Consider the following 26,987-nt stretch of genomic DNA (forward strand, 5'->3'; position numbering starts at 1 on the left):
TCAGCCGGCCGGCAACGTCACCGGACCGCATGGCGGGCGCGCGCCGCCGTCAACCCGGACGCCGCTCGAAGGCCGGCAGGCCGTCCGGAATGTGGTGGAACGGCTGCTTGTCGACGGTGAAGATCGCCAGGGCCGGTCCGCCATAGGCCTTGGGATCGTCGAGCGTGCCGATCTTCACCACGACCACGGGGCGCGGCGGACGCGTCGCGACATGGGTGCCGCATTCCGGGCAGAACTCGCGCGTGACCGGATTGGCGAGGTCCTTGCGCGTGAACTGCCTGGGCGTGCCTTGGGTGTAGCGATGGGCGTCCTGTGGCATGACCATGAACAGGTTGGGCGCGCCACCGGTGATGTACTGGCACTCTCGGCAATGGCATTGCGCCTTCATCATAGGTTCACCGTCCACGACATAGCGCAACGCGCCACAATAGCATCCACCTTCGAGCCTCATGACCCTTCTCCCTGAATTCGGCCTGTCGGATCGAGGGTACCCTTCGTCGGTGGTCGACGAAACGTTATCGCGGCGGATTGATCGCGATGTGATTGGCCGGTGCCGTGGCGCTTGGGCAGGATCGTGCGCATGAGCACGACAGGAAGAATGAGCCGTCGCGCCGCGCTGCGCACTGCCGCCGGCGCCTTGGTCATGGGCGCGGGCGTCGTCCGGGCGGCTGATCCGCCCCGCTTCCCTCTGGTGGTCGAGCTTTTCACCTCGCAGGGCTGCTCGTCCTGCCCGCCGGCCGACCGCCTGCTGGGCGGCCTGGCGACGCGCGCCGACGTCGTCGCGCTGTCGTTCCACGTCAATTACTGGGACAGGCTGGGCTGGAAGGATCCCTTCGCCAGCGAAGCCGGCACGGCGCGCCAGTACGGCTATGCGCGCGTGCAGGCACGGCCCGGCGTCTACACGCCGCAGATGATGGTCAACGGCGTGGTGCACAATCCCGGCGTCACGCAGTCCAGCCTCACGCAGCTGCTCGCGACCGGCGCCAGGGCCAATCCGCTGACGCTCAGCCCAACCCTGAAGGCCGGACCGAACGAGGGAGTCGTCCTGGCGCTGCCCGCCCTCACCGGTGCCGGCGCCGGCGACGAGCACGATGTCTGGCTGATCACCTACGACCGCGAGCACGTTACCCAGGTGCCGCGCGGCGAGAATCGCGGCGCGCGCCTGGTCAATCGCAACGTCGTGCGCAGCATCGAACGGATGGTGACGTGGCGCGGCGCGGCGCAGTCCTGGACGCTCGATGCCCAGCGCGTCTCGCCGGCACGCTCCGTCGCGGTGCTGGTGCAGCGGCGCGATCTGGGGCCGATCGTCGGCGCCACCCGGCTCGAACGCGGCGAATCGAGCTGAAGCGCTCCTCGAAGATCAAAGTCACCCTGTCATCCCGAGCGAAGCGAGGGATCCGAGAACAGCCTGGATCCCTCGCGTCGCCCGGGATGACAATGATTGCGTTCGAGCAACCGCACGCCGCTCGAGATTTCAACCCAGTTCGTCGACGTCGTTGCGCAGCCTCTCTCCGGCCTGCCAGCGCGCGAGGTTGTCGAGGAAGATGCCCAGGATCGCCTCGTTCTGGCCCAGCGAATGGCTGGCGGTGTGCGGCGAGACGATCACGTTGGGCAGATCCCACAAAGGCGAGTCCGCGGCCAGCGGCTCGCGCTCGAAGACGTCGAGATAGGCCCCGGCCAGCTTGCCGCTCTGCAGCGCGTTGATGATGTCGCGCTCGACCGCGACCTCGCCGCGCGCGACGTTGACGAAGCAGGCGCCGTCGGGCATCGCCGCGAATGCCTTCGCGTTGGCGATACCGCGGGTCAGCGGGGAGGCGGGGCAGCACAGGATCAGCCAGTCGGCGCGCGGCAGCACGTCGTGCAGACGCTCATAGGCGATCGTCTCGTCGCAGGGCGGCACCGGCTCGGCGCTGCGGCGCGCGCCGATCGCCGTCATGCCCAGCATCTTCAGCAGCTGGGCGATGGTTTGGCCGATCGGCCCCAGCCCGACGATCACGGCGCATTGGCCGGCGAGGTCGCGCGGCGATCGATCGCCCAGTCGCGGCTCCCAGGCATGGCGGCGCTGGGCATCGGCGAGCAGGGGGAAGCGGCGGTTGAGCGCGATCACCGCGCCCAGGGTCGAATGCGCCACGGTGATCGCCGTGGCGCCCGAGGCGGTGGTCACCTTCACGCCGCGCTCGCGCAGCTCGCGATAGATCGGCCGCTCGGCGCCGGCGGGATGGATCTGCAGCCAGCGCAGCCGGGGCGATTTACGAATGACGGTCTCGAAGCCGCGCAGCTCGGGCGTCGGGTTGTCCTTGCTCGACCTGCCGGTCACCTCCCGGGTCATGAAGGCGATCTCGGCGTCGCAGGGGCCCGTGTCGGCCAGCGCCGCCTCGGCGGTGACGAAGGCGATGTCGGGCTGGGTAGCGGCGATCCGCCGGCCCCAGAGGCGCAGGGCATGGGCGGAGAGCAGCAATCTGGTCATGGCCCGGGACGTTGCCGGCACGGCCCGTGCGTGTCTATAACCAGCGCGCCTGCCCGCAAGCGCTGACCGCCCGAGTTCCCGATGGCCACCGACTATACCACCGCCCGCCGCAACATGATCGATGGCCAGCTGCGGCCCAATGGCGTGCTGGCGGCCGAGGTGCTGCAGGTCTTCGCCGACCTGCCGCGCGAGCGCTTCGTGCCGGCCGAGCGCCGCTCGGTGGCCTACAGCGACGAGGCCGTGCCGCTGGGCGGCGGCCGCTATCTGGTCGAGCCGATGCTGCTGGCGCGCATGCTGCAATTGCTCCAGCCCATGGCCGACGACACCGCGCTGGTCGTCGGCGCCGGCACCGGCTATGGCGCCGCGGCGCTGGCGCGGCTGGTGCGCTCGGTGGTGGCGCTGGAATGCGAGCCGCGCCTGGCCGCCGAGGCGCGCGCCAATCTCTCCGCCCTGGGCGCCAGCAATGTCACCGTGATCGAGGGCCCCCTGGCCCAGGGCGCGGCGGCGAAGGGACCGTTCAGCCTGATCCTGGCCGAGGGCTCGCTGCCGGCCATCCCCGATGCGCTGACGAAGCAGCTGGCGGACGAGGGTCGCCTGGCCGCGGTGATCGCCGGCGACGTACCGGGCCGCACCGGGCAGATGCGGCTGGGCCGCCAGGTGCAGGGCGTCTTCTCCAGTCGGCCGATTTTCGACGCCGGTTCACCGCTCCTGCCGGGCTTCGAGAAGCCCAAGGCCTTTGTCTTCTGAGCAGGCCTGTATCGGCGTATGTCAAGGGTATATGAACGTTGGTAATGTAAGAATTCGCCGGTATGATTCAGAGGCGGAAATGCCAACGAGATAAAGTCGCTACCTGCTGATTGGCCCCTAATGGTAGTATCAACGCATGGTAAGGGTCGATACATGGGCGCGGCTGGACCGGCCATGAGGGGATGGTGATGCGTACGCGCCTGGCTGTGATTGCCCTTGTCGGTGCGCTCGCGAGCGCCGCCCCGGCCCAGGCTCAGACCCTGCGCCAGGCGCTGGTCGGCGCCTACAATTCGAACCCCGATCTGCTGGCCCAGCGGGCCCGACTGCGCGGCGTCGACGAGACGGTGGCCCAGCAGGTCGCCAACTGGCGGCCGCAGATCCGCGCCACCGCAGCGGTCGGCCGCGGCCAGCTCAACAGCTCGACCCGCACCATCGGCCAGCAGGATCTGACGCCGCGCCAGTTCGGCCTCACCGTCACCCAACCGTTGTTTCGCGGCGGCAAGACGCTCGCCGGCACCCGTGGCGCCGAGTCCGATGTGCTGGCCGAGCGTGCGGTGCTGCTCGATCGCGAGCAGTCGACCCTGCTCAACACCGTGACCGCCTTCAGCGACTACGTGCGCGACCTGGCCACGGTCGATCTGCGGCGCAACAACGTGAACGTCCTGGGCCAGCAGCTGGTCGCGACGCAGGCGCGCTTCCGCGTCGGCGAGCTCACGCGCACAGACGTCGCGCAGGCCGAATCGCGCCTCGAGGGCACGCGGGCCGACCTGATCGCCGCCCAGGCGCAGGCCGCCAATTCACGCGCCGCCTACATTCGCGTCGTGGGTGTGGCGCCGGGCCAGTTGCAGCCGCCGCCGCTGCTCGGTTCGGTGCCGCAGTCCGAGGATGCGGCGATCAGCGCCGGTCAGGAGCGCGCGCCGGGTGCCATCGCCGCCTGGCATCGCGTGCGCAGCGCCGAGTACGCCGTCGACAACGCCTTTGGCGACCTGCTGCCGACGATCAACCTGGTGGGGTCCTGGACGCGCACATACGACTCGCAGATCCGGGGCGATCGCATCGACAACAAGTCGGTTCAGATCCAGGCCTCCGTGCCGATCTACCAGAACGGCGCCGAGCACAGCCGCGTGCGCGCCGCCAAGCAGACCGTGGGCCAGCGCCTGGCCGAGCTCGACGGCGCACGCCGCCTGGCGGCGGAGACGGCGGTGCGCGCCTTCCGCCAGTACGAGGCTGCACGGGCCCGCGTCGAGGCGATCACCGCGCAGATCCGCGCCGCTGGCGTGGCCCTGGAGGGCGTGCGCCAGGAGGCGCAGGTCGGCTCGCGCACCACGCTCGACGTGCTCAACGCCGAGCAGGAACTGCTAAACGCCCAGGTGCAGCTGGTAGCGGCGCAGCGCGACGTGGTGGTCGGCCACTACACCCTGCTGTCGGCAACCGGACAGCTCACGGCGCGCACATTGGCGCTGCCGGTCGAGTATTACGACGAGGAGCGGAACTACAAGAACGTGCGCGATGTGTGGATCGGCACGAGCATCAAGTGACCCGCCCGACGGCCGCCGCATAGAGACTGGAACTGCCCATGAGCGACAGCAAGCCGCAACACGACCCCTCGATGGACGACATTCTGGCGTCGATCCGCAAGATCATCTCCGACGACGAGGCACGCGCCGCGGCAGCCCCGGGTGCCGCCGACTCGCCGCTCTCGACGGCCGCCGCGCCGGGTCCCGCTCCGGCGCCGGGAAAGCCCGCCCCCCAGGCCGCCGGTGACGACGTGCTGTTGCTCACCGACCTGGTCGAGGAACCGTCGCCGCCGACACAATCCGGAGCCGGGCCCGCCGCGGCCAAAGGCGGCGAGCCGGGCTCGGCCAGGCGCCCGGGCGACGGACCTCAGCCATCGCCAGGCATCGCGCCGATCCCGTCGCCGCCCAAGGCGCCGGTGATGGGCATCAACGAGCCGCAGCCGGCGACCGCGAGTTCGCCGCCGCGCCCGGGCGCGTCGCCCCTCCAGCCTCCGGTCGCACCCGTGCCGCCGGTAACCACCCCACTGCCAACCACACCGGTGAGTGCCATGTCCGAAGCCAAGACGTCTGCCCCGTCCTCGACCTCCACCCGCGAGACCGGCGGCAAGGTCTCGGCCTCGTTCGAGAAGCTCAATCGCGCCGTGATCGATGTCGAGCCGGCACCGAGCACGCCGGCGCCCGCGGCCTCGGGCGGCGGCAAGAGCCTCGAGGACCTGGCGCGCGAGATGCTCAGGCCCATGCTGCAGGAGTGGATGGACAAGAACCTGCCCGACCTGGTCGAGAAGCACGTTCAGCGCGAGATCGAGCGCATGGCGCGTCGCTGAGGCCGAGCGCCGGCGCTCCAACGCAAGCGGCCGCCGGGTGACCGGCGGCCGTTGGCATTCGAGGGGGCGTTGAACGCTTACTTGGTCGGCGCGGGCGCCGGGGCGCTGGTCGGCTGCGGCCCGTGCATCGGCGGCATGTGGTGACCGCGGTGGCGGTCCATGCCCATGCGGCGGCCGCCGCCGATGCGCACGACGTCGGCCAGCTTGGTCTTCTGCTCGGGGGTCAGCACCGGCGTCAGCTTCTCGACCGCGGCGCGCATCGCCTTGGTGGTCTCCAGCGACGCGGCCAGGAAGCGCTCGCGCTCGGCCAGGCTGGCGGCGGCGTCGCCGCGCGTGTTGGCCGGCGGGGTGTCGCACAGCTTCAGCATGGGCTGCGTCGCGGCGCGCGCTTCGCTGGCGAAGGTCTGCCAGGCGCTCTTCTGCGCGTCGGTGATGCCGAGCTTGACCTCGGCGTAGGCGATGCGGCCGGCGATGCGGGCGGGCGCCTCGGTGCAGATGCGGGTGTGCATCTGGTGGCGCCTGGCGTCGCGGTCGGCCGGCGAGGGCGCCGTGGGCGGCGTCTGGGCGACGGCGACGGCGGAGCCGATCAGAGCGAGGCCGGCGACGGCGGCGGCCATCATGGTCTTGCGGGTGAGCATGGACGGTGGTCCTTTCCGGAGGGGTCGGCGATGAGCCGATGCACAGCCATATAGGAAGGATACGCCCGGCAATGGTGACCTGGCCTTGACGTAGTGTAACGGTCAGTTGCCGGGTATGACACCGACCTCCTGCTCACGCGTTGGAATGCCTTATTATCCCCGCACGGGAATCACCCGGCCTGCGCCGGACAGGAGTCCACGCCCGTGGCACGCACACCGCATCTCTTGATCGTCGATGACGACCGCGAAATCCGCTCGCTGCTGTCGGGCTTCATGACGCGCAACGGTTTTCGGGTCAGCGCCGTGCCCGATGCCCGCCAGGCCATGCAGGCGATGGCCAACGCGCGCGTCGACCTGGCGCTGGTCGACATCATGCTGCCGGGCGAGGACGGCCTGGCGCTGAGCCGCAAGATCCGCGAGCACGGCCCGACGCCGATCATCCTGGTCACCGCGATGTCGGAGGATACCGACCGCATCATCGGCCTGGAGCTGGGCGCCGACGACTACGTGGTCAAGCCGTTCAATCCGCGCGAGCTCTTGGCGCGCATCCGCGCCGTGCTGCGCCGCGTGAGCGTCGCGGCCGACGACAGCGAGAGCGCGCCGCCGGTCTACAGCTTCGAGGGCTGGTCGCTCGACGCCGCCCGGCGCACGCTCAATGCCCCCGACGGCGCGCTGGTGCCGCTGGGCAGCAGCGAGTTCGACCTGCTGCTCGCCTTCCTCGAGCGGCCGCAGCGTGTCCTCAACCGTGACCAGCTGCTCGACATCGCCCATGGCCGCGCCGCCAACGTGCTCGATCGCAGCATCGACGTGCAGATCAGCCGTCTGCGCCGGCGCATCGAGCCCAACCCGGCCGAACCGACCTTCATCAAGACCGTGCGCGGCGACGGCTACATCTTCACCCCGGCGGTGACGCGCGACGGTGGCGAGGTGATCCCGTGACCTGGCTGCAACGCCTGCTGCGCGGCCCCGACCGCCTGGCGCCCTACATCGCGCTGGTGGTCGTGCTGTCGATCCTCGCCGTGCAGGCGGTGACCCTGCTGGCCGCGCATCTCATCCGCAATCCCGAGGTGCATGCGTACTCGCCGCGCTGGGTGGTGCAGGAGGTGGTCAACGCCGTAACCCGCATCGACGCCGCCACCCAGCCGACGCCGCTGGAATCGGCGCGCGCCTCCGAGGCCGCCCAGCTGCTGCGCTTCGAATGGCGCGAGACGCCGCCGGATACCGCGGTCGCCACGCCGCACCACCGGCTGGAGCGCTATGTCGCGATGCGGGTGTCGCAGCCGCTGCAGGGCCGCGAGGTGCGCGTCGAGGTGCGCCGGCGCGACGGCCCGGTGCCGCGCTTCGCCCGTCCGCGCATCATCACCGTGCCGGCCGAGGACCTGCAGCAGCCACAAGCACAGCAGCAGGTCGGCGGCGCGCCCCCGCCCGGGCCGAGGCAGGGCCGCCCGACGGCGCCGTGGCGCGAATGGGTGCTGACCGGCAATTTCGAGGTCGCCGTGCAGGTGCGGCCCGATGGCTGGCTGATCGTGCGCGGCATCGACAACGCGCCGTTCATCGACGGGCCGATCGCGCTGGTCTTCTGGCTGGCGCTGGCGCTGATCGTCATCGGTGGCATCTCGTGGATCGCCGCGCGCCGCCTGGTGCGCCCGCTGCGCCGGCTGGCGGCCTCGGCCGAGCATCTGGGCCTGCATCGCGACGCCACGCCGGTCGCCGAATCCGGGCCGCTCGAGGTCCGCACCATCGCCCAGTCGCTCAACCGCATGAGCGAGCGCGTCTCGCGCTTCGTCGAGGACCGCACGCGCATGGTCGCGGCGATCTCGCACGATCTGCGCACGCCCCTGACGCGGCTGCGCCTGCGCGCCGAGCTGGTCGAGGACGAGCAGACGCGCAACAAGATCCTCGCCGACATCCGCCAGATGGAGCAGATCGTCGGCGAGACGCTGTCGTGGTCGCGCGAGGACGCTGCGCGCGGGCCGCGCGGGCCGGTCGACATCGCCGCCCTGCTGCAGGGGCTCAGCGAGGACGCCACCGACGCCGGCAAGGCGGTGCATTACGAGGGGCCCGACCACCTGGTGCTGAGCTGCCACGCCGGCGCCGTGCGCCGCGCGCTCGACAACCTGGTCGACAACGCCGTGTCCTATGGCGGCGAGGCCCAGGTCATCCTGCGCGAGCTGCCGCAGGCCATCGAGATCGAGGTCGCCGACCGCGGTCCGGGCATCGCGCAGGAACAGCTCGACCGCGTCTTCGCCCCCTTCGTGCGGCTCGAGGCGTCGCGCAACCGCGACACCGGCGGCGCCGGGCTGGGCCTCGCCATCGCCCGCGACGCGATTCGCGCCCATGGCGGCGACATCAGGCTGGAGAACCGCACCGACGGGCAGGGCCTGCGCGCCACCGTCACGCTGCCGAAGACGCAGGCCCCGACGGCATTGGCCATCGCCGCGCAGTAGCATCCACTGCGGGTACGTGTTCTCAACAACGCAATAATGCAAGCCTGACACCGAATGGCTCCGAGCATGCGCAGCATGAATCGGGTGTCAGGCTTGCGTTATTGCGTTGTTCTCGGAGGCCGCCTGGCCAGGGCTCCGCACAGCGCGGCGATGACGAGCAGGCGCAGCATCAGCAGGCGGTCGAGGCGGGTTTCCGACAAGCGGAGCTCGGCGCCCGCCGGCACGGGACCCAGGACCAGGCTGTCGCCGCAGGCGCGCGGGATCAGCTCAGTGCCGTCGGCCAGGTAGCCGACGATGCCGAAGGGCGCGCCGCGGATCGATAGATAGGGCGTGTCGGCCCGCACGCCGCGGCGAATCGCGGCGACGTTGGTTTCGTGCGACGCGGTAGGGGCGATGTCGCAGGCGTCGGCAAGGCTGGCGTAGTTCGGCGCGTACTCGCGCACGGCCCAGCCGTGGACGGTGTCGACGTACTGGCGTCGCGCGACATCGTCGTCGACCGCGCCCGAGGACCAGAAGCGGATGCTGCCGGCGGCGTCGATGGCGATGACGACCGACAGGGTGGCGAGCGAGAGCAGCGTCAGCCCCTGCAGCGGGCGCGACGAGACGGCCGGCCATCCCAGCGCGAGCGCGGCGAAGCCGATGAAGGCGGCGGGGAACATGAGCCGCCAGACGAACAGCGACTGGTCCAGCAGCGGGATGGCGTCGGCCAGCGCGAACAGCGGGCGGGTCTGGATCGCCAGCGTTGCGACGAACGCGGCGGCGAGCAGCCAGACCCGCATGGATAGGCGTCGGCCGCCCAGCGCGAGCATGAGCGCGACGGCGATCGGCAGCCAGAGGCCCAGCGTCTGCGGCTGCAGCGGCGTCGCCAGCTCGGCGATGGTGAAGAACGTGTCGGCGAAGCGCACCGGCAGGCCGGACGTGCCGAGGATGAAGTCGCGCCAGAGCATTTGCGGCAGCCAGAACGGCGTCGAGACGACCAGCGCGGCGAACAGCGCCGGCAGGCCGGTGCGCGCCAGCCGGTGCCAGTCGGGCAGGGCAATGGCGAGCGCCACCGGCAGCGCGGCGGCGAGCGCGTGGCCGAAAACGATTGGATGGGTGCAGAGCTGGGCCAGCAGCAGGCCGAAGAGCAGCAGGCGCCGGCCGCGCAGCAGCGCGACCACGACCCATGGCACCAGCGCGAACACCCAGATCTCGGCCAGCGCCATGCGCATCATCCACAGGCCGTACACGTAGTTGGCGCTGAGGAAGATGATGGCGGCGAGATAGCCGTGGCGTCGCCGATCCGCCGGAAGCGACTCGATCAGCGCCTGCACGCCGCCGGCCAGCACCAGTACCGCGACCGCCGCGACCAGCTTGATCGCGACGAACGCCGGCAGGCCGGCGAGGTTCAGCGCGACCGACGGCAGGTAGGGCAGGATGCTGTAGTAGACGAAGACCGGCAGCACGCTGCCGGTCGCGCGATCCTCGAGCAGCAGGCTGGGCGCGCCGTCGCGCATCTGGTCGGCGAGGCCAACGATGCGATGGGCATGGTCCGGCCCGTCATAGCCGGGCGGCAGGATCTGGTAGGCCGCGATGAGCACCGCGACACACCAGAACACCGATCGCGCCGACGGCAATGGCCTGCGTTGGCGCGCTGTTGAGCCACCTGTCATGTATGGACGGCCCCCGTTTCGCAAGGTGTGAGTAGCGACGTTTGGCGAGCAGGTAGGAGCAGTCATGTATGCGACCTGTGTGTGCGGCAGTGAGAGCCGCTGGCCAAGAAGGTATCCGTGGCCGTGATCTCCAATCATCCCGACGCCCTCGAGGGGCGATGACAGCAGGGAGTGTTCCCGGTCCGGTAGGCCTACCGATTTCGCCATCTATCGTTGCTGGCTCCTTGCGAAGGGTTGGCGCCGGCTCGTCGTCTCAGGCGGCGAGCGGAGCGCGATAGGGCTGGTTGTCCCTGAGCATGGCCCACAGGATGCGGGCGGTGCGGGCGGCCTGGGCGACGGCCAGCACCTTCTTCTTGTGCTGGCGCGCCATCAGGCGGCGCAGCCAGGGCGAGGCTTTGTCGGGCTGGCGGGCGACGTGGCGCAGCCAGGCGGTGGCGCCGAGCACGAGCAGGCGGCGCAGGGTGCGGTCGCCTTGCTTGGTGATGGCGCCGAGGCGTTGCTTGTCGCCGCTCGACTGGTCGTGCGGCGTCAGGCCGAGCCAGGCGGCGAAGTCGCGGCCGCTCTTGAACATCGCCGGATCCGGCATGGTGGCGAGCAGGGCATGGGCGGTGAGCGGGCCGACCCCGGGCGCGCTCCCCAACAGCAGCGCCCGGGCGTCGGCCCGCGCTTCAGCCACGATGCTTGCCTGCAGCTCCTCGATCGTCGTCTCGAGCTGGGCATGATGGGCCGCGAGGCTGCGCGCAGACATCAGAGCCGAGCGCGGCAGCCCTGCCGTGTCCTCGCCGATCGCCGCCAGCAGCTGATCCAGGCCGCGCTTGCCGACCGGCGCCACGATGCCGAACTCGCCCAGCAGCGCGCGCAGGGCGTTGGCCGTCTGCGTGCGCTGGCGCACCAGCAGCTCGCGGCTGCGATGCAGCGACAGCGCCGCCTGCTGCTCCACCGTCTTCAGCCGCACGAAGCGCATGTCTGGACGGCTCATCGCCTCGCAGCACGCCTCAGCGTCGCGCCCGTCGTTCTTGTTGCGCTTGACGTAGGGCTTCACGTAGGCCGGCGGCATCAGCCGAACCTCGTGGCCCAGACCCTGAAGCACCCGCCCCCAGTGGTGCGCCGAGCCGCACGCCTCCATGCCGATGGTCGCCTTCGGCAGCCCGGCGAAGAACTCCGCCATCCGCGCCCGCTTCAGGCGACGACGCAACACCACCTTGCCGCTGGCGTCGCGGCCATGCAGCTCGAAGACGTTCTTCGCGATGTCCAGTCCGATCGTGATAGCCTGTTCCATGGACGGTCCCCTTTGACTGGCTGCTTCAACGACACCAGTGTGGCACGCTCGATGCCGTTTGGGGGCCGTCCACCCCATCATCCCGAGCGCAGCGAGGGATCCAGGGAAGACAGCGTGGATCCCTCGCTGCGCTCGGGATGACAGGGGGAAATTCTACCCCGCGAATCCCGGCATCACCTCGCCGGCCAGCAGCTCGAGGCTCTCGACGTCGTTCCTGTATGCGCTGCTGATCAGCAGCTGCACGCCGGCGTCGCGGTAGCGGCCGACGAGGTCGGTGACCTGCGCCACCGTGCCGGCGAAGCCGTAGAACTGCGCCGGCACCGCCTGACGCTGCTTCTTGGCGGCCAGCGCCGCCTCATCGCGGGCGATGACGAAGCTGGTGATGTTGCTGCGCTCGATTTCGCCGTAGTCGCGGCGCTCCGCCTCGCAGTGGCGGCGCAGCACCTCGTATTTGTGCCGCACCATCTCGGGCGAGCCGCCGACATTGCAGGCATTGGCCAGCCGGGCCACCGCGCGCAGGGTGAGCTGCTCGCCGCCGCCGCCGATCATGATCGGCGGATGCGGCTTCTGGATCGGCTTGGGCTCGAGGATGGCGTCCTCGACCTGGAAATACTTGCCGCGAAACGTGGTGCGCTTCTCGCGCCACATCGCGAGGATCAGCCGCGTGGCTTCCTCCATCTGGCGGATGCGCACGGCCGGCCGCGGCGGGAACTCCCAGCCATACTGCCGGTACTCGGTCTCGAACCAGCCGGCGCCGATGCCGAGGGTCAGGCGCCCGCCGCTGATCTGATCGACGCCGGCGGCGATCTTCGCCAGATGGGCGGGGTTGCGGTAGTGCACGGACGACACCAGGGTCGCCAGGCGGATGCGCCGGGTCACCGCGGCGAGCGCCGACAGCACCGTCCAGCCCTCCATGAACGGCTCATCCGGCGCGCCGACATTGCCGATCTGGATCAGGTGATCCATCACCGAGAACCACGCGAAGCCATGCTCCTCCGCCCACTGCGCCTTGGCCTTGACCGCCTCGAAGATCCCCGCGGGATCGGGACCGAAAAGCCAGGACGGGTTGTGCAGGCCGAACTTCATGCCGATCTCCGTGCGCCGTTCGCGCCAGCCTAGCGTGCATCAACCGTCCGTGCCATGCGCGGGGACTGGGCGCCTGCCTTCCCCCTCCGGGCAGGGCGATCGCACATGGATGATTTGACTCGTTTTTACCTTCCCCCGGAGGGGGAAGGTGCCCGTAGGGCGGATGGGGGATGTCGAAGACGGACACCGATTTCGTTGAGACATCCCCCATCCGTCGCGCTGCGCGCGCCACCTTCCCCCTCCAGGGGAAGGGAAGTCCGAGATCCATATGCGATTGCCCTGCTCCTTCGGGGGAAGGCACAGCATTGCGGTGCGGTTCACACCTTGAAGTACGCGATCTGATGCGAGGTCGCGAGCAGGCGGCCGTCGGGTGACCACAGCTCGCCGCTCTGGTCGCTGTAGGAGCGGTGGAAGCGGCGCGCATCGGCGCGCGCCACGACACGGCGCGTGGCGATGGATCGCAGCTCCTCGGCATCGCTGTGGAAGTAGGTGGTGAGCGACACCGTGCCGAACGGCACGATCTGCCCGCGCACCTGGAAGATGCGGCCGAAGAACGTGTCGGCCATCGACGTGAGGCTCAGCACATCGACCTCGCGCTCGATCGCGTCGGCGAGCCAGTAGGCGGATGACGCCGTGCCGGGCGGCGACAGCGGCTCTTGCGAGCGTACCGGCCCGCCTGACTCGAACCAGAAGCGGTAGCGGCTGACCCACGGCACCGTGTCGGGCAGCACCAGCTCGCGCAGCGATTCGGCGGCCGGTATCGACGGCGGCGTCGCCGGCTGATGGCTCCAGCTCTCGCGCCGCTCGGCCAGCACCGCCGTCGCCGTGGCGCGCGGCTGCGGATCATCGCCCTGGTGGATCTCGACGCTCCAGTGCTGCGTCGAGCGGCTGGCGCGCACGCGGCGCAGGCTCAGCCGCAACGCGCCCTCGTGGATCGGCGCGGCGAAGTTCACGCTGAGCGCGATCGGCTGGCCGGCGGCGTCGGGATGGCACAGCAGCGCGTTGAGACAGGTCGCCGCCGTAATGCCGCCGAACTGGCCGACGAAGGCCCAGTAATCGGTGCGGGCGTCGGCGAGGGAGATGCCGTCGGCGTCGCGGCGGACGGCGATGGCGCGGTCGAACGGGTGGACGCTCTGCAGTGTTGTCATATCCTCTCCTGTCATCCCGAGCGCAGCGAGGGATCCAGGACAGCCCTGGATCCCTCGCTGCGCTCGGGATGACAGGGTTGGCGTTCAAGTGCTCGGCGCCAACTACCCACAAGGTAAAGTGGCGATATGGACTTTCCGTGCCCGCTCTCCTATCAAGCGCGTCCAACGGTCGGGGAGAGCGTGGCGTGCGGGAGATCACGGTGTTCTCGGGCAGCGCCCATCCCGGCCTGGCGCGCGAGATCTGCGAGCGATTGGGCGTGCCGCTCTCGCCCGCGCGCCTGAACCGCTTCGCCAATGACTGCCTGGAAGTGCAGCTGCAGGCCAATTGCCGCGAGCGCGACGTCTTCATCGTGCAGCCGCTCAGCCCGCCGGTGCAGGAGCACCTGGTCGAGCTGCTGCTGATGATCGACGCGGCGCGCGGCGCCTCGGCCTCGCGCATCACCCCGGTGATCCCGTTCTACGCCTACGCCCGCTCCGACAAGAAGGACATGCCGCGCGTCTCGATCGGCGGCCGGCTGGTCGCCGACCTGCTGGTGACCGCGGGCGCCAGCCGCGTGCTGACCTTGGCGCTGCACTCGCCGCAGGTGCACGGCTTCTTCAGCGTGCCGGTCGATCATCTGCACGCGCTGGGCGAGATGGCCGCCCACTTCCGCCGCTACGATCTCTCCAACGCCGTCGTGGTGGCGCCCGACCTCGGCTACGCCAAGGAGGCCAGCGCCTTCGCCCGCCGTCTGGGCACCGGCGTCGCCATGGCGGTGAAGAAGCGCTTCGAGAACGACAAGGTGGTGATCTCCGACATCATCGGCGAGGTGAAGGGCAGGGACGTCTTCGTCATCGACGACGAGATCGCCAAGGGCAGCACGCAGATCGAGCTGCTGGGCCACCTGCGCCGCGAAGGCGCGCGCACGGTGCGCATCGCCTGCACCCACGGCCTGTTCTCCGGCGGCGCGCTCGACCGGCTCTCGGCCCAGGACGACGTCCTGGAGATCGTCAGCACGAACACGATTCCGGTTGCCGAGCCTCAGCGCTATCCGAAGCTCACGGTGCTGTCGATCGCGCCGGCTCTCGCCGAGGCGATGCGGCGGATCCATGCGGGGGAGTCGGTGAGCGAGCTGTTCCACGCGTGAACCGCCCTCTCAAATGACATCCAGGTCGACTTTCGCACTGGTGATCCAGACCTGATTCTGACTGAAACGTTGCTTGTAGTGCCTCGCGATGACCGAGGCGCCGGCAAAGACCTCGTCGAGGGCCTCGCCGATGACGACAAGGATGAAGGACTCCTCCCGCTCAAGTTGACCGGTGTCGGGATTGGACCAGCCGCCGCGCGCCTCGGTCACGGAAAAGCCCAGGCCCGCGAGCGCCTTCGCCACGACCTCGTCTTCGAATTCGCGCCACATCTCATCCGTGACCGTTCCGCCGCCCGGGATGTTGCGGCCGAGAAAGATCGTGAGCTGGTGCTATTCCCTTGGGCCGGCCATGGATTCCCCGATCTCCCACCTTGAAACCGGCGCATTCTCTATTCACATTCATTCTGAATGAGTGCCCCACCGTATGGAGGCTACCATGCCGGCCCGCCGCAAGAGTGTCGATGTTCAGGACCCGTCGGAGGTTGTGAGAGTCACGGCGCAGCTTACCGGTGCGCAGCTGGTCGCGCTTGACTTCGTCGCGAAGCGCGACGGGACAAATCTCTCCAGCGTGCTGCGCAGGGCCGTCAACGAACTGATGTCGAAGGAAGCCGCCAAAGACCCGGACCTGAAGGCAGCGCTGCTTCGGGCGGAAGTGGCGATCGCCTACCGCGAATGGCTCGTCACGCAGCAGGCCCCGGTGGGCGTTTCGGGCGATGTGCTCGCCGCATTCTGGAAACGAGTCAAGGCCGAGTCCCGCACCACGAGGAAGACAGGCCGGGAAAAGGCCGCAGCTTAGCGAGCGGAGGATAGCCAACACCCGAGTTCCGCCCTCGCCCGACGCCATGGCCGCCGTTGACCCCGAAGGACGACTGCGGCTGGGCACGGCCCTCTCGGAGACCAGCCGGAAGACCGGCCTCACCAATGCCGATATCGAGGCAATCGAACGCACCCGCGGCACCCGACCCGCCAAACCGATGCGCTTCCGATGACACCCGGGTTCCACCCCAGCCCAAAATGCCGTAAACCCCAGCGCCTCAGAGGCTTGAGGCAGATGCTGGACAAGACGTACGACCCCAAGGATATCGAGGCCCGACGCTACGCCGAGTGGGAGCGCTCGGGCGTTTTCGCCGCGCGGCCGGATTCGCGCAGGCCGCCCTACACCATCGTCATCCCGCCGCCCAACGTCACCGGCTCCCTGCATATGGGCCATGCGCTCAACAACACGCTGCAGGACATATTGATCCGCTGGCGCCGCATGAAGGGCGACGACACCTTGTGGCAGCCCGGCACTGACCATGCCGGCATCGCCACCCAGATGGTCGTCACCCGCCAGCTCGAGGAGAAGGGCATCGGCCTGGCGCTGGGCCAGGCGCCCAAGAATCCCAACCAGCAGCTGCTGAACCGCGACGAGTTCCTCGAGCGGGTCTGGCAGTGGAAGGCCGAGTCCGGCGGCACCATCACCAACCAGCTGCGCCGGCTGGGTGCCTCGTGCGACTGGGGGCGCGAGCGCTTCACCATGGACGAGGGCCTGTCGGCGGCGGTGCTGAAGGTCTTCGTCGACCTCTACAAGCAGGGCCTGATCTACAAGGACAAGCGCCTGGTGAACTGGGATCCCAAGATGCTCACGGCGATCTCGGATCTCGAGGTCGAGCCGCGCGAGACCAAGGGCAGCCTGTGGTACCTGCGCTATCCGCTGGAGGGCGGCAAGCCGGACGAGTTCATCGTCGTCGCCACCACGCGGCCCGAGACCATGCTGGGCGATACCGGCATCGCCGTGCATCCCGACGATCCCAAGTGGCGCCTGCTGATCGGCCGGCGCGCCATCCTGCCGGTGGCGGGACGCTCGATCCCGATCGTCGCCGACGAATACTCCGACCCGGAGAAGGGCTCGGGCGCGGTGAAGATCACGCCGGCGCACGACTTCAACGATTTCGAGGTCGGCCGCCGCCACAAGCTGCCGCAGGTCAACGTGCTCGACCGCTTCGCGCGGCTGGTGCTGAAGGACAACACCGAGTTCCTCGCCGGCCTGCCCGCGGACGCGGCCGCCGGCGTGGTCGAGAAGTATCACGGCCTGGACCGCTTCGAGGCGCGCAAGAAGATCGTCGCCGAGCTCGAGGCGCTGGGCCTGGTCGAGAAGATCGAGCCGCACACGCATACCGTGCCTTACGGTGACCGCGGCGGCGTGCCGATCGAGCCGTTCCTGACCGTGCAGTGGTACGTCAACGCCGCCGAGCTGGCCAAGGCGCCGATGCGCGCGGCGCGCGAAGGCAGGGTGAAGTTCGTGCCCGAGCGCGGCCGCGACGAGTTCTTCCGCTGGATGGAGAACATCCAGCCCTGGGCGATCTCGCGCCAGCTGTGGTGGGGCCACCAGATCCCGGCGTGGTACGACCAGCATGGCAACATCTTCGTCGAGATGTCGGAGCAGGAGGCGCGCGCCTCGGCACGGCGCAAGCACGGCCAGGACGTCGAGCTGACCCGCGATCCCGACGTGCTCGACACCTGGTTCAGCTCCGCCCTGTGGCCGTTCTCGACGCTCGGCTGGCCGGAGCAGACGCCGGCGCTGGACCGCTACTATCCGACCAGCGTGCTGGTGACCGGCTGGGACATCCTGTTCTTCTGGGTCGCGCGCATGATGATGATGGGCCAGCACTTCATGAAGGAAGTGCCGTTCCGCACCGTCTACCTGCACGCGCTGGTGACCGACGAGCGCGGCCAGAAGATGTCGAAGTCCAAGGGCAACGTCATCGACCCGCTAGACCTGATCGACAAGTATGGCGCCGACGCGCTGCGCTTCACGCTCACCGCGCTGGCGGCCATGGGCCGGCCGATCAAGCTGTCGACCGCCCGCGTCGAGGGCTATCGCAACTTCGCCACCAAGCTGTGGAACGCCACGCGCTTCAGCCAGATGAACGGCGTGACGGTGGTCGAGGGCTTCGACCCGAATACCGCGACGCAGACCCTGAGCAAATGGATCATCGGCGAGCTGGCGCGCTGCCAGAACGCGGTCGAGAAGGCGCTGGTCGAGTTCCGCTTCAACGAGGCAGCGAACGCGCTCTACGAGTTCGTCTGGGGCACGTTCTGCGACTGGTATGTCGAGCTTGCCAAGCCGGTGCTCTCCGGCGACGACGAGGCGGCCAAGACCGAGACCCGCGCCGTCACCGGCTTCGTGCTGGCCGAGGTCGTGAAGCTGCTGCATCCCATCATGCCCTTCATCACCGAGGAGCTGTGGGACACGCTCGACCAGCGCGCCGCGAAGGGCACGCTGGTGGCGCAGCCCTGGTCGGTGCTGCCTGAGGACATCGCCGACGCGGCGGCCGATGCCGAGATGGGCTGGCTGGTGAAGCTGATCTCCGACATCAGGAGCGCGCGCAACGAGGTCAACGTGCCGGCTGGCGCGAAGCTGACGCTGCTGGTGCGCGACGCCGGCGCCGAGACCCGCGCCCGCCTCGAGCGCCACCGCGCCGCGATCGAGCGCCTGGCCCGCGTCGAGCAGATCCAGCTCGACGCGCCGACGCCGAAAGGCGCGCTGCAGCTCGTGCTCGGCGAGGCGACCTACGCCCTGCCGGTCGCGGACGTCATCGACCTGAAGGCCGAACGCGCGCGGCTGGAGAAGGAGATCCGCAAGCTCGACGGCGAGGTCTCCAAAATCGACGCCAAGCTGGGCAACGCCCAGTTCATGTCCAAGGCACCGGAAGAGGTCGTCGCCGAACAGCGCGACCGCCGCGACGACGCCGTGGCGACGACAGCCCGCCTCCGCCAAGCCATGGACCGCCTCGCCAGCTGACCCTTCTTCCTCCCTCTCCCCGCTAGCGGGGAGAGGGTCGGGGTGAGGGGCTGCTCCAGGTGACGCACAACCGTTGATTAGTGGAAGAAACGTCGAATACGCGCATGTTTACCGGGATGCGCATCTTCCGCGGTGCCTACCGCACACGAACCAACCGATCCCGAAGCCTGCGCCGCGATTCCACCGACGCCGAGCGCATTCTCTGGTCCGCCCTGCGCGCCCGTCAGCTCGATGGCCTGAAGTTCGTGCGCCAAGAGCCGATCGGCCGGTACTTTGCCGACTTCGCATGCCGCGACGCAAAGCTCGTCGTCGAGCTCGATGGCGGCCAGCACGCAGACAGCGCCTATGACAAGCGACGCGATGCAGCGATGATCGATGCCGGCTACCGGGTCCTGCGACTTTGGAACAACGACGTGATGAACAACCTCGAAGGTGCGCTCGTGATCATCGCTCGTGAAGCCCGACGGGCCCCTCACCCCGACCCTCTCCCCGCAGGCGGGGAGAGGGAGTAACGGCAGTCGCGGCCGCGCCCTACGTGAACCGAACCCCCAGCGATTCCAGCGCCTTCCAGTAGCCGGGCCAAGTCTTGGCGGCGCAGTCGGGGTCGAGGATGGTGATGCCGGCGATCTTCAGCCCGGCGAGCGCGAAGCTCATGGCGATGCGGTGGTCGGCGCGGGTGTCGATGCGCGCGGGCAGGGTCTGGCCGGCCAGCGACGGGTCGGACGCGACCAGCAAGTCGTCGCCCTCTTCGCGGCCCAGGCCGGGTCGGATCGCCGAGAGCCCGGTGGCCAGCGCCGAGATGCGATCGCATTCCTTGACGCGCAGATTGGCGATGCCGGTGAAGCGCACCGGCGTGACATTGAACGCGGCGAGCACGGCGAGCGTCGGCACCGCGTCCTGCATCTGGGCGCCGTCGATCATCGGCGGCAGATGCGGGAAGGTGCGGATCACCGCCAGCGCCTGCGCGTCGGGCTGGGTGAAGGCGTCGGCCGGCACGCCGAGGTCGATCGCCCCGCCGGTCAGGATCTCGGCCGCCCACAGATAGGTCGCGGCCGAGGCGTCGGGCTCGATCAGGTAGTCGGTGGCGCGATAGCCGCCGGGCTCGACGCGCCACTCGCCGTTGCCGGTCTGCCGCGCGGTGGCGCCGAAGGCGGCCATGGCTGCGAGGGTGAGGTCGACATAGCCGCGCGCGCCGATGTCCTTGCCGACCAGCGCCACCTCGACCGGCTCGGCCGACAGCGGCGCGGCCATGAGCAGGGCGGAGACGTACTGGCTCGACAGGCCGGCATCGATCTCGACCCGGCCGCCGGGCATGCGGCCATGGCCGCGGATGGTGACCGGCGGACATTCGGTGGCGGCGTGCGCGTCGACGCCCAGCGAGCGCAGCGCCTTCAGAAGCGGGCCGATCGGCCGCTTGCGCATGTGGTGGTCGCCGTCGATCACCACCTTGCCGTCGACGCTGGCCACCGCGGCTGTGAGGAAGCGTGTCGCGGTGCCTGCATTGCCGAGGAACAGCGGCGCCTCGGGCGCGCGCAACTCGCCGTCGCCGGTGACGGTGAAGCTGGTCTCGTCGGGCTCGTCGATCGTCACGCCCATCTCGCGCAGCGCCTCGGCCATGTAGCGCGTGTCGTCGCTCTTGAGCGCGCCGCTCAGCCGCGACGTGCCGTCGGCGAGCGCCGCCAGCAGCAGCGCGCGGTTGGTGATCGACTTCGACCCGGGCGGCGCCACGCGTCCGCGCAAAGGTGCTCCGGGCGGGATCACGGTGGTGGAGTCACGCTTGTCGATACTGGTCATGGTCACGGAAGTAGGAACGGTCTGAATCACCGCGACCAGTATACTGCCCTTATCAACCGATATTCACTAAGCCAGTCTCGAGCTGAGCCGGACGGCTCAGAAATCGACCGGGTAGGGCGACAGTTCGCCACTCTCGTAGCGTCGGGGCAGGTCGGGCGTGACGTTCTCCCAGACGTACAGCATGGAGCGCTTGCGGGAGTAGCCCTGGTGGCGGATGTCGGCCGGCATGGCGGCGACATCGCCGGCCTTCATCGTCACCCGCGCGCGCGGCGAGCCGGTGTTCTTGTCGGCGACATCCCAGACGATCTCGTCCGAGAGCTGGATGAACCACTCGACGCGATCGTTGCCGTGAAACACCGGCAGAATGTATTCCTCGGTCGTCGGGCAGGCGAGCGAGGCCTTGCACACCGCCGTCACCGACGGGTTCCAGGTGACGTCGGAACGGCTGAGATACTTGAACAGGCTAAAGGCGTGCAGCTGGCCTTCGAAGCCGGGCTCAGCGACGATCTCCGGCTCGTCCTGCGAGACGTCGGCGAAGGCGCGGTTGACCGGCATGTCGTCGCGCAGGGGCGAATCGCCTGGCAGGCCGGGCATGCGTTGTGTCTGGATGCGCGAGCGCTCGATCGCCTCGATGTTCTCGCCCTGTTTGGTGCCGAACGCCGAGCCGGTTTCGACCGGCGCTGCAAAGGGGTCGAAGCCCTCGTTGACCCAGTCGCGCAGGAGCGCCTTGAAGGTCGCCATGATGTGCGCCGAGTCGAAGCGTTCGGTGTAGTCGACGCCGGCCTCCTTCATGACGCCGTTGAAGCTGCCGGCATACATGTCGACCTGGCCATAGAGGTTGCGCGTACCGACGACGTGGTCGAAGTTGACCCATCCGTAGAAGAAGTTCCACGCCACGTCGCGCATGCAGGCCCGCAGGAAGGCCTCTGCCGACATCTGGTGCGAGCGCATCTGACCCTTGGCGGGCCATCGCACTGTGACGAAGTACTCGTCGCGCGACAGCTCGAATTTTCCCAGCCTGAAGGTGCGGTAGCCGTTCTCGTTGCTGGGATCGGTGGCGATGACCTGTGCAAGTGTCGTCGACATGAGTTCACTCCCCTACTTGAGGCAGATCTCGTTCCATTTCTGTCGGCTGAGCTCGCCCAGCGTCGTCTGCTGCAGGATCACGCCGAGCCGGATGGCGGTGAAACGATAGCCGCAACCCGACGCGAGTAGAGCCTGGTGGCCGCGTTTCAGCCTGATCCGGCCCATGCGCTGCCCCGCTGGTGCGTCGCCGAGCAGCACGGCGCCGTTGCCGGCGGACGGGGGCGGCGACGCGAGCTTCAGGAACTCGATCTCGACCTCGCCATCCATGCACAGCGCGAACTCGTCATGGGCGCAGGCGAACCACGGCGAGGTGCCCTCGGCACGCATGACCTCCTGCACGTACTCGAGGTTCTTGCCGACGACGACGCGTTCGTATGGCTGCGATTTCGACGCCACCTCGAAGATGTTGGAGAAGACATAGTGCTTCGGATCGCCGCTGACGATCTCGATGCTGCCCTTCTGGTAGTCGGTGAGCGACCCGAACACGGTGGCGGTCACTGGATGCCTCCCTCGATAGGCGCCTGTTCTTGTTGATGCGCACTATATCGGCGGGGCGCGCCAGCGACTATCGGGTGAAGCGCGAAGCGAGCGTTTGCGAATCGCGAACAATGTCAGGCGACGGTGGTGGCCAACCTCGGTCGCGCCTCGGCCGCCACGTCGTCGTGCGGCAGGAAGCCATTGGTCTTCAGCACCTGGTCCCACGGCGGCTCTCCGGCGAACCTCTCCGCGATGAAATCGACAAACAGCTTGACCTTGATGTTGTGGCGATGCGTCGTCGGGTAGACTGCGCTCAGCCAGTAGGACGACAGCCGGTATCCGTAGAGCACGGGGGTCAGCCGACCGGCGATGATGTCGTCGGCGGCCGCGATGGTCGGAATGCAGACAATCGCGGCATGCGTCAACGCATGTTCCTTCAGGAACTGCACGCTGTTGGTGCGCAGGTGTGCCGGCAACTCGATCTCGACCGCCTTGTTGCCGCGCATGAACCGCCAGTGATTGCGCGTCGGATAGCCGTCGTAGACGCCGAGCCGATGGCGAAGCAGGTCCTCCGGCCGGCGCGGCATGCCGAAGCTGGCGATGTACTCCGGGGTCGCCAGGAACATCCGGCGTACCGGAAAGATACGCCGCGCGATCAGCGCCTCCGATGCGGGTTCGAAGAGCTGCAGGGCAACATCGAAGCCCATCTCGACCGGATCGACCACGCGGTCGTTGACGAACATGTCGACGACGATATCTGGGTACCGTTCCTGGTACAGGTGCAGCACGCGCGACAGATGACCGAGCGCGAAGCCCGGCAATACCGTGATCCTGAGTGCGCCCGTCGGCGAGCCCTTGATCTCGCGCATGCGATCGGTAAGCCCGTCGAGGCGCGCCACCAGCTCGGCGCATTCCGTATAGTACGTCGCACCGGCCTCCGAGAGCTTGACCGAGCGCGTGCTGCGATGAAACAACGGTGTGCCGACGAATTCCTCGAGCTGTTTGATGCGCTGGGTCACCACCGAGTTGGCGACGCCGAGCTGGCGGGCGGCCTCGGCGAAGCTCTGCGCCTCGGTGACCCGGACGAACGCCTGGATACTCAGGAAACGGTCCATCGGGCGCCCCGCCGGTCCATTGCCCCATCACGCAATGATAACACGCCCGATGGGGCGTCAGTCGCCGGCGAAATAGCGGCTGGGCGGGGCGCCCAGCGCGCGGCGGAACATGGCGGAGAAGGCGCTCACCGAATCGTAGCCGAGGTCGAGGGCGATGCGGGTGATCGGCTGGCCGGCGGCCAGCCGTGCCATCGCCGCCAGCAGCCGCGCCTGCTGGCGCCAGTCGGCGAAGCTCAGCCCCGTCTCCTTCTGGAACAGGCGCGCCAGGGTGCGGCCCGAGGCGCCGGCTTCGCGCGCCCAGTCGTCGAGCGTGCGCGGATTGCCCGGCGCGGCACGCAGCGCGCGGCAGACGCGCTCCAGCCTCGGATCGACCGGCATCTTCAGGTCGAGCGCGACCGAGGGCAGGGCGGCGATCTCGTCGAGCAGCAGGCTCATCAGCCGACCCTGCGGCCCCGCCTCGTCGTAGAGTACCGGCAGCTCGCAGGCGCGCAGGATGAGCTCGCGCAGCAGCGGCGAGACGGCGATCACCCGCACCGCCGGCGGCAGCGCCTCGGCCTCGGCGTTGCGCACATAGAGCGTGCGCATCGACACCGCGCCCGACATGCGGATCTCGTGCGTCACATGCGCCGGCATCCACACCGCGCGCTGCGGCGGCACCACCCAGGTGCCGGCCGCGGTGGCCACGGTCATCACGCCGCGCGCGGCGAAGATCAGCTGCGCGCGCTCGTGACGATGGGGAAGGATGTGGAAGCCGTCGGCGAAGTCCTTGGCCATGGCCGCGACCGGGCGCGCGACGCGCTGGTAGTCGCGGGGATCGGTGGATTTCGAGCGGATCCTGGCCATGTCCGTATCGAGACAATTCTAGTCGGTTTCGCGCGTGCGCGACAGGGCCGGCGGGCGTAGGTTGCCAGCGGTTATCGGGAGTAAACGCCGGTGAAGAACACGAGTCCGACCGCCCTGTTGCTCAATCTCGGCCACGCCATGGACCACTGGGTGCTGGTGATCTTCCTCTACACGGTGAGCGTGATCGCCGGCGTCTGGGGCACGGACTGGAAGGAGCTCACGCCCTACGCCTTCGGCTCGCTGTTCATGTTCGGCGCCGGCTCGATCGTGTCGGGCAAGCTGGGCGACCAGTGGGGAAGGCGGGCGATGATGATCATCTTCTTTGCCGGGCTGGGCGTCTCCAGCCTGGTCATCGCGCTGACCTCGACGCCCTGGCAGATCGGCATCGCGATGACCGTCATGGGCGCCTTCGCCTCGATCTACCACCCGGTCGGCATTCCCATGCTGGTGCAGAACGCCGAGAAGCCCGGCTTCACCATCGGCATCAACGGCCTGGTCGGCAATCTCGGCATCGCCATCGGCGCGAGCGCCTCGGTGTGGCTGGCGACGCGCTTCGGCTGGCAGATGGCCTATGTCGTGCCGGGCATCATCTGCCTCGCCGCGGCGATCACCTTCGCGGCGCTGGTGCCGAAGGAGACCGCCGCGCCGGCCAGGCGCAAGCCCAAGATGCTCGACCTGCCGCCCTCGGTGATGGCCAGGGTCTTCGTCATCATGACCTTGACGGCGATGAGCGGCAGCATCGTCTTCAGCTTCACCACCAACGGCAGCGGCGAGATGCTCAAGGCGGGCGTGGCCGCGCTGGCCCGGGACCCCTGGCTGCTCGGCGTGTCGGTCTTCGTGATCTTTGCCGTTGCTTCGCTGGCGCAGCTCGTGGTGGGCTCGCTGATCGACCGCTATCCGCTCAAGCAGATCTACCTGCCGGTGATCCTCTGCCAGATCCCGCTGTTCATCCTGGCCTCGCAGGTCAGCGGCTGGGCGCTGGTCGCGGTGGCCGTGGGCTACATGATCTTCGTCTTCGGCGCGATCCCGTTCACCGATGCGATGATCGTGCGCTACATCGACGACAGGATGCGCTCGCGGGTGACCGGCACGCGGCTGGCGATCGGCTTCACCGGCAGCTCGCTGGTGACGGCGCTGCTCGGCCCGTCGGTCAAGGCGGCCGGCTTCCCGACCCTTCTGCTGGTGTTGGCGGGCGTCGCCACCTTCACCTTGATCGCGCTCTCCTTCCTGCCCGACGAGCGCACCGCGCTGGCGGCCTCGCGGGTCAAGCCGGCTGAGTAGGATTGCGCTATACTTCCCGGCGTGTGCCATCGGCTCGTTGGGGAGTGTCATGTCGTCACGATTCGTCCTCGGCGCCGTCCTGCTGGGTGCGTTCGTCCTGCCGGCGGCCGTCGACGCGCAGCAGAAGCCGCTGCCCTATGGCACGGTGAAGATCGGCGATCAGCTCAAGCAGACCATCGCCACGGTCCTGCAGCTGCGGAGCGGCGATCGAGCCTGCACCATGATCATGAAGGACAGCGCCGGCAAGGAGTTCACCGAGCTCGCCAGCTTCGACTTCTGCCAATGGAACATCATCGGCAAGCGCGTGACGCTCACTTACCGGATGGAGGAGGTGATGGCGGAAGCCTGCCAGGGCAATCCGCGCTGCACGAGGAAGGATCGGATACCGCTGATTGTCGACGTGAAGATGATTCGCTAGGGGCGTGCTCCATCCGTCATCCCTCGCGGCGCTCGGGATGACAGCGTGATCAGGCACCAAGTGCGCGGCCGATGGCGGCGAAGGCGGCGAAGGTCTCGCGGCTGCCCTCGAGCGAGAGCGGCGTCGGCCAGGTCGAGAGCTTCACCGCGGCGTAGCCGATCTGCGGATCGAGATAGATGAACTGCCCGTAGATTCCGCGCGCGGCACAGGTGCCGCGATCCGGATCGACGGTCCAGAAATTGTTGTGATAGGCGCCACGCGGCAGGGCATTGAGATAGACGCCCTCGAAGATTCCACCGCGGCCGGTACGGGTCTCCTCGATCCACGCCTCGGGCACGATCCGGCGTCCGCCGACGCGGCCGCCGTTCAGCAGCAGCTGGGCGAAGCGGCCATAGTCACGCAGGGTGGCGCAAAAGCCGCCATCGGCCAGCGCCATGCCGGCGCGATCGACGGTGAAGCTGGCGTCCTCCTCGGCGCCCAACGGTGCCCACAGTTCGCGCGACACGAGGTTGGACAGTGATGTGGCGGTGGCGCGCTCGAGCACGAAGCCCAGCACGTCGGTCTCGATCGAGCGATAGCGGAAATGCGTGCCGTGCGCGCGCTCCTGCTCGGTGAGCGTCAGCACCAGCTCCCAGATCGTGCGCGGCCAGCCGGGCACCGGCTTGGAGCCCCAGCCGCAGGCGACGCCGAGCTTCTGCATGTGCGATCCGGGCGTGTCGTAGCTCTCGTCGAAGGCAACGCCCGAGGTCATGTCGAGCAGGTGCTGCACCGTGGCGCCGCGATAGGCCGTGGCCCTCAGCTCCGGCAGGTACTGCGTCACCGGCGCGCCGGGATCGAGCCGGCCCTGGCCAACCAGGATGCCGGTGACGATGCCGACGATTGACTTCGCCACCGACATCGAGAGGTGCGCGCGCCTGGGGATCATGCCGTTGAGATAGCGCTCGCAGAGCACCGCGCCGCGATGCAGCACGAGGAAGCCGTCGGTCCAGCTGTCGTCGATGAAGCCGCCGATGGTGCGCGGCCGGCTGTCGAAGTCGTAGGCGATCGACTCGATGTCCTGCGGAGCCGCCGGCAGCGGCATCACCGGTCCCGGACCGCGCCAGACCTGTGCGGTGGGCGTCATCTCGCGCATGTGCTGGAAGGTCCAGCGATGGTAAGGCGCCAGGTCCCAGCCGTATTGCGGCAGCAGCGGCGCGCCATGGTCGCGCGGATCACGGTAGACCGAGATCGGGTCGGTCTCGGGCTCGACGGGCATGT

Annotated in this window: 26 protein-coding genes; 12 read left to right on the forward strand and 14 right to left on the reverse strand. The window is 68.9% G+C overall.

Going from position 1 to position 26,987, the window contains the following annotated elements; all coding sequences use genetic code 11:
* Positions 1-49 precede the first annotated feature (49 nt).
* Positions 50-451 carry a GFA family protein gene (locus KF889_15050; GenBank protein ID MBX3500764.1) on the reverse strand — a complete coding sequence of 134 codons (402 nt, stop codon included), beginning with the start codon at positions 449-451 and terminating at the stop codon, positions 50-52.
* A gap of 147 nt (positions 452-598) precedes the next feature.
* Between KF889_15050 and KF889_15055 the strand changes: the two genes are divergently transcribed.
* Positions 599-1,345: a DUF1223 domain-containing protein gene (locus KF889_15055; protein ID MBX3500765.1), complete on the forward strand. Its 747-nt coding sequence runs from the start codon at positions 599-601 to the stop codon at positions 1,343-1,345.
* A gap of 129 nt (positions 1,346-1,474) precedes the next feature.
* Here KF889_15055 and KF889_15060 read toward each other — a convergent pair whose 3' ends face one another.
* Positions 1,475-2,467 carry a D-2-hydroxyacid dehydrogenase gene (locus KF889_15060; protein MBX3500766.1) on the reverse strand — a complete coding sequence of 331 codons (993 nt, stop codon included), beginning with the start codon at positions 2,465-2,467 and terminating at the stop codon, positions 1,475-1,477.
* 81 nt (positions 2,468-2,548) lie between these two features.
* Between KF889_15060 and KF889_15065 the strand changes: the two genes are divergently transcribed.
* From KF889_15065 to KF889_15075, 3 genes are all read left to right on the forward strand, one after another.
* The gene (locus KF889_15065) at positions 2,549-3,214 is read left to right on the forward strand and encodes a methyltransferase domain-containing protein (protein MBX3500767.1); all 666 of its coding nucleotides are present in this window, start codon (positions 2,549-2,551) and stop codon (positions 3,212-3,214) included.
* Positions 3,215-3,402: 188 nt separating this feature from the next.
* The gene (locus tag KF889_15070; GenBank protein ID MBX3500768.1) at positions 3,403-4,752 is read left to right on the forward strand and encodes a TolC family outer membrane protein; all 1,350 of its coding nucleotides are present in this window, start codon (positions 3,403-3,405) and stop codon (positions 4,750-4,752) included.
* A gap of 38 nt (positions 4,753-4,790) precedes the next feature.
* Positions 4,791-5,555: a DUF2497 domain-containing protein gene (locus KF889_15075; protein MBX3500769.1), complete on the forward strand. Its 765-nt coding sequence runs from the start codon at positions 4,791-4,793 to the stop codon at positions 5,553-5,555.
* A gap of 77 nt (positions 5,556-5,632) precedes the next feature.
* On the opposite strand, the gene KF889_15080 is transcribed toward KF889_15075, so the two are convergent.
* Positions 5,633-6,193 (reverse strand): Spy/CpxP family protein refolding chaperone, encoded by a 561-nt coding sequence (locus KF889_15080; GenBank protein MBX3500770.1) that lies wholly within the window; start codon positions 6,191-6,193, stop codon positions 5,633-5,635.
* Positions 6,194-6,397: 204 nt separating this feature from the next.
* On the opposite strand from KF889_15080, the gene KF889_15085 reads away from it, so the two are divergent.
* Together KF889_15085 and KF889_15090 are read left to right on the forward strand one after the other, a co-directional pair.
* Positions 6,398-7,132, forward strand: a complete 735-nt coding sequence (locus KF889_15085; GenBank protein ID MBX3500771.1) for a response regulator — start codon at positions 6,398-6,400, stop codon at positions 7,130-7,132.
* Positions 7,133-7,458: 326 nt separating this feature from the next.
* Positions 7,459-8,640: a HAMP domain-containing protein gene (locus tag KF889_15090; GenBank protein MBX3500772.1), complete on the forward strand. Its 1,182-nt coding sequence runs from the start codon at positions 7,459-7,461 to the stop codon at positions 8,638-8,640.
* Positions 8,641-8,738: 98 nt separating this feature from the next.
* Here KF889_15090 and KF889_15095 read toward each other — a convergent pair whose 3' ends face one another.
* The 4 genes from KF889_15095 to KF889_15110 form a co-directional block, all read right to left on the reverse strand.
* Positions 8,739-10,220, reverse strand: a complete 1,482-nt coding sequence (locus KF889_15095; GenBank protein MBX3500773.1) for a hypothetical protein — start codon at positions 10,218-10,220, stop codon at positions 8,739-8,741.
* Positions 10,221-10,545: 325 nt separating this feature from the next.
* Positions 10,546-11,571: an IS110 family transposase gene (locus tag KF889_15100; protein MBX3500774.1), complete on the reverse strand. Its 1,026-nt coding sequence runs from the start codon at positions 11,569-11,571 to the stop codon at positions 10,546-10,548.
* Positions 11,572-11,724: 153 nt separating this feature from the next.
* Complete coding sequence (locus KF889_15105; protein MBX3500775.1) at positions 11,725-12,657, reverse strand: LLM class F420-dependent oxidoreductase; 933 nt, start codon at positions 12,655-12,657, stop codon at positions 11,725-11,727.
* Between the two features lie 317 nt (positions 12,658-12,974).
* The gene (locus KF889_15110) at positions 12,975-13,805 is read right to left on the reverse strand and encodes a thioesterase family protein (GenBank protein ID MBX3500776.1); all 831 of its coding nucleotides are present in this window, start codon (positions 13,803-13,805) and stop codon (positions 12,975-12,977) included.
* A gap of 185 nt (positions 13,806-13,990) precedes the next feature.
* Between KF889_15110 and KF889_15115 the strand changes: the two genes are divergently transcribed.
* Complete coding sequence (locus KF889_15115; GenBank protein ID MBX3500777.1) at positions 13,991-14,932, forward strand: ribose-phosphate pyrophosphokinase; 942 nt, start codon at positions 13,991-13,993, stop codon at positions 14,930-14,932.
* 9 nt (positions 14,933-14,941) lie between these two features.
* Here the strand turns inward: KF889_15115 and KF889_15120 are convergent, their stop codons facing one another.
* Complete coding sequence (locus KF889_15120) at positions 14,942-15,250, reverse strand: DUF3574 domain-containing protein (GenBank protein ID MBX3500778.1); 309 nt, start codon at positions 15,248-15,250, stop codon at positions 14,942-14,944.
* 118 nt (positions 15,251-15,368) lie between these two features.
* Between KF889_15120 and KF889_15125 the strand changes: the two genes are divergently transcribed.
* The 3 genes from KF889_15125 (at position 15,369) to KF889_15135 (ending at position 19,228) form a co-directional block, all read left to right on the forward strand.
* Complete coding sequence (locus KF889_15125) at positions 15,369-15,728, forward strand: hypothetical protein (protein ID MBX3500779.1); 360 nt, start codon at positions 15,369-15,371, stop codon at positions 15,726-15,728.
* A 255-nt stretch (positions 15,729-15,983) separates the two neighbouring features.
* A complete protein-coding gene (locus tag KF889_15130) occupies positions 15,984-18,716 on the forward strand; it encodes a valine--tRNA ligase (protein ID MBX3500780.1) in 2,733 nt (910 codons plus the stop codon).
* A 116-nt stretch (positions 18,717-18,832) separates the two neighbouring features.
* Positions 18,833-19,228: a DUF559 domain-containing protein gene (locus KF889_15135; GenBank protein ID MBX3500781.1), complete on the forward strand. Its 396-nt coding sequence runs from the start codon at positions 18,833-18,835 to the stop codon at positions 19,226-19,228.
* 19 nt (positions 19,229-19,247) lie between these two features.
* Here the strand turns inward: KF889_15135 and aroA are convergent, their stop codons facing one another.
* The 5 genes from aroA to KF889_15160 form a co-directional block, all read right to left on the reverse strand.
* Positions 19,248-20,510 (reverse strand): 3-phosphoshikimate 1-carboxyvinyltransferase, encoded by a 1,263-nt coding sequence (gene aroA, locus KF889_15140; protein ID MBX3500782.1) that lies wholly within the window; start codon positions 20,508-20,510, stop codon positions 19,248-19,250.
* Positions 20,511-20,606: 96 nt separating this feature from the next.
* A complete protein-coding gene (locus KF889_15145) occupies positions 20,607-21,596 on the reverse strand; it encodes a hydroxyquinol 1,2-dioxygenase (GenBank protein MBX3500783.1) in 990 nt (329 codons plus the stop codon).
* 12 nt (positions 21,597-21,608) lie between these two features.
* Positions 21,609-22,094, reverse strand: a complete 486-nt coding sequence (locus KF889_15150) for a hydroxyquinol 1,2-dioxygenase (protein MBX3500784.1) — start codon at positions 22,092-22,094, stop codon at positions 21,609-21,611.
* A gap of 113 nt (positions 22,095-22,207) precedes the next feature.
* Positions 22,208-23,188 (reverse strand): LysR family transcriptional regulator, encoded by a 981-nt coding sequence (locus KF889_15155; protein ID MBX3500785.1) that lies wholly within the window; start codon positions 23,186-23,188, stop codon positions 22,208-22,210.
* 57 nt (positions 23,189-23,245) lie between these two features.
* A complete protein-coding gene (locus tag KF889_15160) occupies positions 23,246-24,031 on the reverse strand; it encodes a helix-turn-helix transcriptional regulator (protein MBX3500786.1) in 786 nt (261 codons plus the stop codon).
* 138 nt (positions 24,032-24,169) lie between these two features.
* Here KF889_15160 and KF889_15165 point away from each other — a divergent pair, with 138 nt between their 5' ends.
* Positions 24,170-25,312: an MFS transporter gene (locus KF889_15165; protein ID MBX3500787.1), complete on the forward strand. Its 1,143-nt coding sequence runs from the start codon at positions 24,170-24,172 to the stop codon at positions 25,310-25,312.
* Between the two features lie 49 nt (positions 25,313-25,361).
* Entirely contained in the window at positions 25,362-25,730 is a 369-nt protein-coding gene (locus KF889_15170; GenBank protein ID MBX3500788.1) for a hypothetical protein, read from the forward strand.
* A 49-nt stretch (positions 25,731-25,779) separates the two neighbouring features.
* On the opposite strand, the gene KF889_15175 is transcribed toward KF889_15170, so the two are convergent.
* Positions 25,780-26,985, reverse strand: a complete 1,206-nt coding sequence (locus KF889_15175) for a serine hydrolase (protein ID MBX3500789.1) — start codon at positions 26,983-26,985, stop codon at positions 25,780-25,782.
* Positions 26,986-26,987 lie beyond the last annotated feature (2 nt).

It is taken from the genome of Alphaproteobacteria bacterium, from assembly GCA_019635875.1.
Classification (GTDB): Bacteria; Pseudomonadota; Alphaproteobacteria; order Reyranellales; family Reyranellaceae; genus JAFAZJ01.

What these genes read in the sequence shown, in the direction of transcription:
- aroA (MBX3500782.1), bottom strand. Translation starts at nt 20,510, where the DNA reads ATGACCAGTATCGACAAGCGTGACTCCACCACCGTGATCCCGCCCGGA.
- KF889_15145 (MBX3500783.1), bottom strand. Translation starts at nt 21,596, where the DNA reads ATGTCGACGACACTTGCACAGGTCATCGCCACCGATCCCAGCAACGAG.
- KF889_15135 (MBX3500781.1), top strand. Translation starts at nt 18,833, where the DNA reads ATGCGCATCTTCCGCGGTGCCTACCGCACACGAACCAACCGATCCCGA.
- KF889_15160 (MBX3500786.1), bottom strand. Translation starts at nt 24,031, where the DNA reads ATGGCCAGGATCCGCTCGAAATCCACCGATCCCCGCGACTACCAGCGC.
- KF889_15070 (MBX3500768.1), top strand. Translation starts at nt 3,403, where the DNA reads ATGCGTACGCGCCTGGCTGTGATTGCCCTTGTCGGTGCGCTCGCGAGC.
- KF889_15125 (MBX3500779.1), top strand. Translation starts at nt 15,369, where the DNA reads ATGCCGGCCCGCCGCAAGAGTGTCGATGTTCAGGACCCGTCGGAGGTT.
- KF889_15065 (MBX3500767.1), top strand. Translation starts at nt 2,549, where the DNA reads ATGGCCACCGACTATACCACCGCCCGCCGCAACATGATCGATGGCCAG.
- KF889_15100 (MBX3500774.1), bottom strand. Translation starts at nt 11,571, where the DNA reads ATGGAACAGGCTATCACGATCGGACTGGACATCGCGAAGAACGTCTTC.
- KF889_15165 (MBX3500787.1), top strand. Translation starts at nt 24,170, where the DNA reads ATGGACCACTGGGTGCTGGTGATCTTCCTCTACACGGTGAGCGTGATC.
- KF889_15055 (MBX3500765.1), top strand. Translation starts at nt 599, where the DNA reads ATGAGCCGTCGCGCCGCGCTGCGCACTGCCGCCGGCGCCTTGGTCATG.
- KF889_15090 (MBX3500772.1), top strand. Translation starts at nt 7,459, where the DNA reads ATGCGGGTGTCGCAGCCGCTGCAGGGCCGCGAGGTGCGCGTCGAGGTG.
- KF889_15175 (MBX3500789.1), bottom strand. Translation starts at nt 26,985, where the DNA reads ATGCCCGTCGAGCCCGAGACCGACCCGATCTCGGTCTACCGTGATCCG.
- KF889_15155 (MBX3500785.1), bottom strand. Translation starts at nt 23,188, where the DNA reads ATGGACCGTTTCCTGAGTATCCAGGCGTTCGTCCGGGTCACCGAGGCG.
- KF889_15075 (MBX3500769.1), top strand. Translation starts at nt 4,791, where the DNA reads ATGAGCGACAGCAAGCCGCAACACGACCCCTCGATGGACGACATTCTG.
- KF889_15105 (MBX3500775.1), bottom strand. Translation starts at nt 12,657, where the DNA reads ATGAAGTTCGGCCTGCACAACCCGTCCTGGCTTTTCGGTCCCGATCCC.
- KF889_15170 (MBX3500788.1), top strand. Translation starts at nt 25,362, where the DNA reads ATGTCGTCACGATTCGTCCTCGGCGCCGTCCTGCTGGGTGCGTTCGTC.
- KF889_15050 (MBX3500764.1), bottom strand. Translation starts at nt 451, where the DNA reads ATGAGGCTCGAAGGTGGATGCTATTGTGGCGCGTTGCGCTATGTCGTG.
- KF889_15060 (MBX3500766.1), bottom strand. Translation starts at nt 2,467, where the DNA reads ATGACCAGATTGCTGCTCTCCGCCCATGCCCTGCGCCTCTGGGGCCGG.
- KF889_15130 (MBX3500780.1), top strand. Translation starts at nt 15,984, where the DNA reads ATGCTGGACAAGACGTACGACCCCAAGGATATCGAGGCCCGACGCTAC.
- KF889_15080 (MBX3500770.1), bottom strand. Translation starts at nt 6,193, where the DNA reads ATGCTCACCCGCAAGACCATGATGGCCGCCGCCGTCGCCGGCCTCGCT.
- KF889_15110 (MBX3500776.1), bottom strand. Translation starts at nt 13,805, where the DNA reads ATGACAACACTGCAGAGCGTCCACCCGTTCGACCGCGCCATCGCCGTC.